This is a genomic window from Paraburkholderia sp. UYCP14C (genome assembly GCF_004197395.1).
GTDB lineage: Bacteria > Pseudomonadota > Gammaproteobacteria > Burkholderiales > Burkholderiaceae > Paraburkholderia.
On the sequence record NZ_SELS01000138.1, the window covers coordinates 1 to 7,495 of the forward strand.

At 58.5% G+C, this 7,495-nt stretch carries 7 protein-coding genes and 1 pseudogene; 3 read left to right on the forward strand and 5 right to left on the reverse strand.

Translation table 11 applies throughout. The annotated features are described in order from the left end of the window. Together EVC45_RS46340 and EVC45_RS42865 are read left to right on the forward strand one after the other, a co-directional pair. The coding region (locus tag EVC45_RS46340; protein WP_211193580.1) for a hypothetical protein at nucleotides 1-206 on the forward strand (206 nt) is incomplete at its 5' end. 251 nt (nucleotides 207-457) lie between these two features. Next, nucleotides 458-1,861: a GGDEF domain-containing protein gene (locus tag EVC45_RS42865; RefSeq protein ID WP_129964128.1), complete on the forward strand. Its 1,404-nt coding sequence runs from the start codon at nucleotides 458-460 to the stop codon at nucleotides 1,859-1,861. A gap of 323 nt (nucleotides 1,862-2,184) precedes the next feature. Here EVC45_RS42865 and EVC45_RS42870 read toward each other — a convergent pair whose 3' ends face one another. Next, nucleotides 2,185-2,856, reverse strand: coding sequence for a tyrosine-type recombinase/integrase (locus EVC45_RS42870; protein WP_248295499.1), 672 nt, complete (start codon nucleotides 2,854-2,856; stop codon nucleotides 2,185-2,187). A 155-nt stretch (nucleotides 2,857-3,011) separates the two neighbouring features. Between EVC45_RS42870 and EVC45_RS42875 the strand changes: the two genes are divergently transcribed. After that, nucleotides 3,012-4,325: an IS256 family transposase gene (locus EVC45_RS42875; protein ID WP_129964129.1), complete on the forward strand. Its 1,314-nt coding sequence runs from the start codon at nucleotides 3,012-3,014 to the stop codon at nucleotides 4,323-4,325. Here EVC45_RS42875 and EVC45_RS42880 read toward each other — a convergent pair. The 4 genes and pseudogenes from EVC45_RS42880 to EVC45_RS42895 form a co-directional block, all read right to left on the reverse strand. Then, nucleotides 4,322-4,624, reverse strand: coding sequence for a hypothetical protein (locus tag EVC45_RS42880; protein WP_129964130.1), 303 nt, complete (start codon nucleotides 4,622-4,624; stop codon nucleotides 4,322-4,324). The two genes, EVC45_RS42875 and EVC45_RS42880, sit on opposite strands and share 4 nt — an antisense overlap. Then, the gene (locus EVC45_RS42885; protein WP_129964131.1) at nucleotides 4,614-5,444 is read right to left on the reverse strand and encodes a tyrosine-type recombinase/integrase; all 831 of its coding nucleotides are present in this window, start codon (nucleotides 5,442-5,444) and stop codon (nucleotides 4,614-4,616) included. The genes EVC45_RS42880 and EVC45_RS42885 overlap by 11 nt, the downstream gene beginning before the upstream one ends. Then, nucleotides 5,389-5,610, reverse strand: a pseudogene (locus EVC45_RS48100) (hypothetical protein); the annotation flags it as partial. The gene EVC45_RS42885 and the pseudogene EVC45_RS48100, both read right to left, overlap by 56 nt. A gap of 552 nt (nucleotides 5,611-6,162) precedes the next feature. After that, nucleotides 6,163-7,495, reverse strand: a 1,333-nt coding sequence (locus EVC45_RS42895; protein ID WP_129964132.1) for a tetratricopeptide repeat protein, incomplete at its 5' end; no start/stop codon positions are given.

Sequence of the window (7,495 nt, forward strand, 5' to 3'; positions counted from 1 at the left end):
TCACCATTTCTGCTCTTTCACGCAGGCTGCATCAGCTCGTCCATGTAACGCAAAAATCGCGTATTTTGAACCACGCCTCGGCGTTGTGGAACGTGACACGCTCAACCAGTCCCGCGAGGCGATCAGGCTCGGGCTTGGGAGTGACGTTAGGTGGGCTTGCTGACATGAAGGAGGCGCGGCTTGTTGTATTGCTACTGAAACGCTGACAGGACGGCATCCTATCGCGTAACTGTCGCTTCATGGCCGGCTACGTCAGTTCCAGCGCCTTCAATGTCATCGGCTTTGCTCGTCTCATCCAACTCCATCCGTGCCACATAGCGCTGATATTCAGTGCCAAATAGCGCTCAAAGTCACAGCGTCAGGGTTTGGCGGCGGCCGGTATGGCGTTGCGAAACTTAGGAGTTTCGCGACACCGCCTATACTGCATTCACCTGATGAAAACGGATAGGAGGGGATAATGAACGTCAGCGTTTCGGCCAACGAGCCGTCCGCCGCAATCCAGTTTGTAACAAAGGTCTATTCCCGGCTGCTGCTCGCCGGCTTTGCGCTGGTGCCGGCGTATCTGATCGCCTATCTGTATTTCTTTCACGACCCGTCACTGAAGTTCGAGAATCACGCCTTTCATGAAATCGCGATAGCCGCGGCCACGCTCGAAGGACTGTTCGTGACCTACGTGTGTTGGCGATGCTACCGCTCGTCGGGAGAACCGTTGCTGCGCTGGCTGACGCTGGGCTTTCTGGGCTTCTCGCTGATCTACGCGCTGCATGGCGTATTCACCGGCATGGCGCATCACAATATCTGGTTGTTCCTGCTTTACGGACCGGCTTCGCGCCTTGCGATGTCGATCCTGATTTTCATCGGGCAGCTCTCATATAGCCAGCGCGCCGATAGCGAGGCGCGCCGCGCTGACCGCCGCATGTGGGTGACATGGGTCGCCGTGTTCCTGCTGATCGACGTGGCCGTCGCGTGGATCGCCTACTCGCCGGTGGCAGGCAGCTTATGGGTCCGCCTGTCCATGGAGGGCGGCGCACTCGTGTTTTCGACGATCAACGTCGTCGCACTCGTATTGCGCCGCATCCGCTCGCCGCTGATGACTATCTACGGCATTTCGGTGACGTCGTTCGCGCTGTCGTCGCTCGCCTTTATCCTCGGCAAACCGTGGAATCATATGTGGTGGCTGGCCCACGTGATCTTCGCGTCGGGCTTTTTCCTGCTCAGCTACGGCGTTGTTCAGGCGTTTCGCACGACCCGCTCGTTTTCGACCATCTACAGCCAGGAGGAACTGCTGGCCCGGCTAAGCGAAGCGATGGCGCGCACCGAAAGGGCGCTACAGGAGCTGCAACGGACCAATGAGAAACTGGAACATATGGCCGCGACCGATCCGCTGACCGGCGTAGCGAACCGCCGTGAATTCATCGAGCGCGTCGGGGCCGAAATCGCGCGTGCGAAACGCAACGGCGCACCCTTCTCGCTGCTTGCGCTGGACCTCGATCATTTCAAGACAATCAACGACACCTTCGGGCACCAGGCGGGCGATCAGGTTCTACAGCGCTTCGTCAAAAAGTGCCTCGATGCGATCCGCCCGTACGATGGGGTTGCACGCGTCGGCGGTGAAGAGTTCATGGTGTTGTTGCCGCAGGTAGCGCTCGACAAAGCGTTGTCGATTGGCGAGCGCCTTCGCGCGGCGATAGCCGGCGCGCCGTTCGACACGGGCACCGGAAAGCCCGTCGAGGTTACCGTGAGCGTTGGCGTATCCGAGTTTGGCCGCGATGGTCAGACCATCGACGCGATTCTGCGCAAGGCGGACGAACGGTTATATCGGGCAAAAGATCAGGGCCGCAACAAGGTTGTCGCGGCGTAGAGGATTTAACGACCGCATCGAGCGGCCGTTATAACTTTGTCGTGGGGAGTAGCGTAGTTCCTCCGATCACCGTATCCGGAGGGAACCATGCTTCAGGAATTGTTTCCGAAGGTACATCGCCGCTATGAGGGATCCCGGTTCGCCGCCGATCTTGCTTGCGCTCTGTCCCACCGCTCGACTCGACTATCGATCTCGCATTCAAATCAGCCGCTTAGGCCGACATGTGGCGGATTTTTAACGATTACCCACACCCTGAAAATAGGCGAAGCAATGGCCGGAGGGCCTTCTACAGACGCCAACCCCAGCCATCGCGATGTACATAATCAGAGCGTTTCGAGGAACGCTATGACCTTGTCAGTTGCGTGGAATCGTGGTGTTCGCTGCCCGGCGGGTCGCAGGTGGCCGAGCGCTTCTTCCTTGTGGGCAAGATTGGACTCCATGTAAATGTGCGTCGTGTCGATGCTTTCATGGCCCAACCACAGTGCGATCACGCTGATGTCGACGCTAGCCTGTAACAGATGGGTCGCCGTCGCGTGCCTTATAACGTGAGGCGAGATGTGTTTTTGGCGCAGACTCGGACAGGCGAGCACGGCGCCGGCAATCGCCTTCTGCAGGATGCAGTCGACGCCATTACGAGTCAGTTGCTCACCACGATAATTGGTGAACAGATGCGCCTTCGGCGCTGAATCCTGTTCGCGCATCCATTTCGTGATCGCATCGGCGGTCCTGGCCCAGAGCGGGACGCAGCGCTCCTTTCGACCTTTGCCGTAGAGATGAACGAAGCTGCTACGAATGCCTAGCTCGACTTGGCTGCACGACATTGTTGTAATTTCTGAAACTCGTGCACCGGTGTTGTACATCGTCAGCAGCATCGTGTGATCACGTCGTCCGCACGACGTCGAGAGGTCGGGGGCACCAAGAATCGCTTGAATTTCGGCACGCGACAACGCGCAGATCAAACGGCGATCCGTGCGCTTGGTAGGAATAGCCAGCACGGACGTGGATAGCCCAGCGAAGTCGGGTCTGGAGAGGCGACGGCAATGTCCCAGGCGTAGTTGAAGGTTGAAGGCGGCGGTTCCCCATTGGGAATTCGAGAGAATCGGGTTTCCACGACCAACCTCCCGAACAGGGAGCCAAGGAGAACCGCCACATGAAGCCTACCAGGAAGAAGGCCCCCAAGGCCAGTGCGCCGTTGAACATCGTCGCCAAGCAGAAGGAAGACCGACTGCGGGCCTGTTTCGCCGAGAACAGTCAGCTCCTTCTGCCGATGCTCGACCTGATCCAGAACACTCGCACGAGCATCGACGAACTGATGTACGAAGCCGGTCGCAGCCTGGTCGAGCAGTTGCTGGTGATTTCCGCCACCGAAGTCGCCGGCGACAAGCATCCTGGTCGCAAGGGCGGCGAGATCCGCTGGCACGGCTCGCAGCGAGGCCAGATCGTGATGGACGAGCGCAAATTGAATGTCGAACGCCCGCGTCTGCGGCGTCGAGGTGGCGGCGAAGTGCCGATTCCTGCATACGAGCAATTGAACGAGAATCCGCGGCTTGCCGAGCGCGTGCACGACATCATGGTCTCGGGCGTGTCGACGCGCAAATATGCCCAGGTGTTGCCCGAGATGGCCGGCACCGTCGGTATTTCGAAGAGCAGCGTCTCGCGCGAGTTCATCCAGGCCAGCCAGGCGGCGCTCAACGAGCTGATGGCACGGCGCTTCGATGAACGCGACTTTCTGGCGATCTACATGGACGGCATCATCGTCGGCACGCGGCATATCATCGCGGCCATTGGTGTGGACAGCACCGGCGAGAAACACCTCATGGGACTCGTGAGCGGATCGAGCGAGAACGCCCAGGTTGTCAAGGATCTGTTGCGCGGGTTGATCGATCGCGGCTTGTCCACGGACCCGGAATACCTGTTCGTGATCGACGGTTCCAAGGCGCTGCGTTCTGCGATCGAGGTGCTCTTCGGCGAGCGCGCCCACGTGCAGCGTTGCCGCACGCACAAGCTGCGCAACGTCCTCGAGCGCCTGCCGAAAGAATGCATCTCGCAAACCGCAGCGATCATGAAAGCGGCCTACAAGTTGCCGGCCAGGGACGGCATGGCCAAGCTCAAGACGCACGCGGCGTGGCTCCAGTCCGACCACCCGGATGCCTCGGCCTCGCTGCTCGAAGGACTGGAGGAGACGTTCACGGTGAACGAATTGGGCCTGACGTCAGCGCTTATGCGCGGCCTGTCGACGACCAACCTCATCGAGAATCCGAACGGTGCGGTACGCCGTGTCGCAGGTCGTGTGAAGCGCTATCGCGATGCCGACATGGCGGTTCGCTGGGCGGCAGCCGGGTTCCTTGAAGCCGAGAAGAACTTCCGGAAAATCCTCGGCGTGAACGAGCTCTGGGTGCTCGCCACTGCCTTGAAGCGTCCGCCATCGAAATCGGACATTGACCATGATCGAAAGGTCGCCTAACCTATGCCGCACCCGCCGTCCCAACCTTCAACTGTCAATGGGACATTGCCCTCGACAGCCTTTACAAAGCTCAGAAACCCACGCAGGATGCTCAGCATTGCGGATTGGCTCGGCGGTGCACGACGTACCCGCGTGATCCATTCGAGAACGTCAATGGTCTTTATCGATTCACCAGGGTGGTCGTTGGCAAAGTCGTTGACGAAACGTGAGAGGGTTCCGCTATGGGTTTGCCGGTAACCCAGCAACTTGCGGTGCTCAACGTAGCGGCTCAGCAGCTCCTGAAGTTCCTCACCGTTCATGACCGTCTCCAGGCCACGGCATGGCGATACGCGACAGCGACAATAGGTCCAGTTTCGCGTAAATGGCTGTTGACTGAAGGGATTGATGACCCAGCACATCGGCGATGTTTTTGAAACTCGATCCGCGTGTCAGCATGGTTGTTGCGACGGCGTGGCGTATCAGATGTGCCGCACCGCGCGCGGGAGCGATATCCGATCGAACCAGGGCTCGCCGGACGATCTTGGAAATCGCGCTCGAGTCGGCAAATGGCTGGGACGGTGGAGTCGCTTGCAGGAATATCGTCCTGTAGGATGATGGAGGACGCTCCCGTTTGAGGTACGCCAGCAAGGCGCGGCCCACGTCTCGGGATAGTGGCAGGTCACGGTCACGACGGGTCTTGGTTTCACGGATATGAATGACGCCGCAGGCCCAGTCAACGTCATCCAGACTGAGGCGAGCGACTTCGGCAGCACGCATCCCGGTTCTTGCGAGCAACAGCACTATTGCCGTATTCCGCAATGGTTGAAACGTCGCAGCATCGCCCACGCATTTGATCAGCCGATCGACATCGGCGCACGACAAACGCGGCGGAAGCGTCGCATGACGCCAACGCCGAATTCGTGGAAGCGTTTCCTCCAGACCGGGCTGCGTCAATTCCCTGACGGCGAGAAAGCGCAACATTGCGCGCACCGCGACGATCGGTGAACTCGATGGTCGCCGCCTTCCTGCTTGAGAATTCTTGACGCAGATATGTGCGGAGATGTTCGGTTGAAAGGTCTTGCCAATTCGGCGGACTGTTGCCACACCACCCATCCAGGAAGCGTTGAACGAACCGGCCATACTTCCTTCGGGTGCCTTGAGCCAGCCCCCTGACGGCGCCGAGGTATGAATCAAACTCGCTCAGAAACTGAACTGCGGTCGTAATTGATGGCAAGCGTGCTTCGGGATATTCCGTCCCGCGCAACTGTTCCGGATGCGTCATCGTCTTCTCCTTGCCGGCCATCATGGCCGGTAGGAAAAGTTCAGGACATTATGCGAAACTTCGCCACCCTGTCGATCTTGCACAACCCCGCCGCAGCAATGCGGTGCGCGATCACCGTGCCCGAGCTTCGCCTAATTCAGCGGTGGGGGTAATCGTCAAAAATCCGCCACATCTCAGCTTAATCACATGATTTTAATGAGAAATCTATGGTTGGCTTGGTCCTTTTCGGGAGAGTGATTCCCGGCGACCCTCCCTGTAAGTTATGTATCATTAGGTATGCTGATAATTTGGATGCCATACGAAAAACCAGAAAATCCTTTATCGGCAAGGATTCACCGTTTTTAAGCCGCGGCGTTTGCAGATTTGTCTGGAGACATCGTTGCAGCGGGTTCATCGGATCCCGGAGCCGATGGGGTAGTTCAAAGCCATGTCTGGCGCGGTTTGGTGCCAAACCGTCTAAGAGTTGGTCGGAACCGAAAGTGCTAGCGGACCGCGCAACTGATGACGACCGCCGGAAAGCATTGGTCGCGATAAAGCCAACTCGTCCTTTTCATGCCAATATGGTACACGACCAGCTCAGCAACGTGACCGCGCCGTCGCCGCCCAGATCCTCAGGGCAGTGGCGACGTCTTCAATCGTTTCACGCCAATCGCCGAACCTGCTTTGCCTGAACAGGCTGACGGCTCCTGGGTACCACGGCGAATCCGTTCGGTCCTGCAGCCAACGCCAGTCGCACCCAAAGGCAGGGAGCAGTACCCAGCATGGTTTGCCGAGAGCGCCAGCAACGTGCGCGATCGCCGTGTCAACACAGATTGTCAGGTCCAACTGGGCGACGATGGCGGCTGTGTCGGCAAAATCCTTGATTTTCCCTCCCAGTTCGACGAGAGGCTGTCCGGCGGACGCTTGCCGGGATTCATCGCCTTGCCCATGCTGCAGACTGACGAATGTCAGCCCCGGTACCGACCACAGCGGAGCCAGGTCCGATATGTCACGCAGGGAACGGTTGCGATCGTTTCCGTGTGTTCCCCTGCCTTTCCAGACCAACCCGATTCTTAATCCCTCAGCGGGTAGTTCATTCCGCCAGTATTCCAGCCGCGCTGGCGCCGCATGCACATAGGGCAGGGAGCCGGGTATCGTGTCAACGGTCGTCCCGAAATGCATCGGCAGACTGAGCGGAAACGTCCAGTAGTCATGCTCCGGTACCGATCCCGAATCCGTTATCACGTCGTCAACCCCATCGACAGTCTCCAGCAGGGCGCCGAGGACCGGGTCGCAAACCACACTGATTCGAGACGGACCGCATCCCTTTAACAAGGGAATATAGCGCGTGAACTGTATGCAATCGCCGAATCCCTGTTCCGGCAGGAGCACGAGGGATTTTCCGGCCAGAGGCTCGCCCTGCCACTGCGGATACGAAAACCCGGGCACCACCATTTTCCGGTCGCTCATGTTCGGACTGTAACGGGCCTCATAGTTCGGCCATGCTTCGGCATATCTTCCTGTCGCAAGAAGCAGCAGGCTCAGATTGAAACGGGCATCGACATAGTCAGGTTTCAGTTCCAGTGCCCGGACAAAGCACGGTTTCGCTTCGGCAAACCGGCCGAGGCCAGCCAATAGATTACCCAGATTGTTGTGGGCTGCAGGATAGTTTGCGTTTAGCGCGAGCGCATTTTTAAAAGCAGCTTCCGCATGGGCGTGACGCCCTGTTTTGCCCAACAGGATTCCGAAATTGTTGTGCCCCTCTGCGTGATCGGGTTTTAACAGCAGCGCATGACGAAGGGCGGCCTGTGCTTCTATGAGTTGCCCGGTTTCGCAAAGAACCTGCCCCAGATTAGCCTCTATTGAATTTTCAGTGGGTGGTATCGTCCCGGTTTCTGGATAAACAAGACGAAGGCAGGTCATGCATAGC

Excerpts from the sequence above, each read along its gene's own strand:
- EVC45_RS42865 (WP_129964128.1), top strand. The coding sequence starts at position 458 with ATGAACGTCAGCGTTTCGGCCAACGAGCCGTCCGCCGCAATCCAGTTT.
- EVC45_RS42875 (WP_129964129.1), top strand. The coding sequence starts at position 3,012 with ATGAAGCCTACCAGGAAGAAGGCCCCCAAGGCCAGTGCGCCGTTGAAC.
- EVC45_RS42880 (WP_129964130.1), bottom strand. The coding sequence starts at position 4,624 with ATGAACGGTGAGGAACTTCAGGAGCTGCTGAGCCGCTACGTTGAGCAC.
- EVC45_RS42885 (WP_129964131.1), bottom strand. The coding sequence starts at position 5,444 with ATGGCCGGTTCGTTCAACGCTTCCTGGATGGGTGGTGTGGCAACAGTC.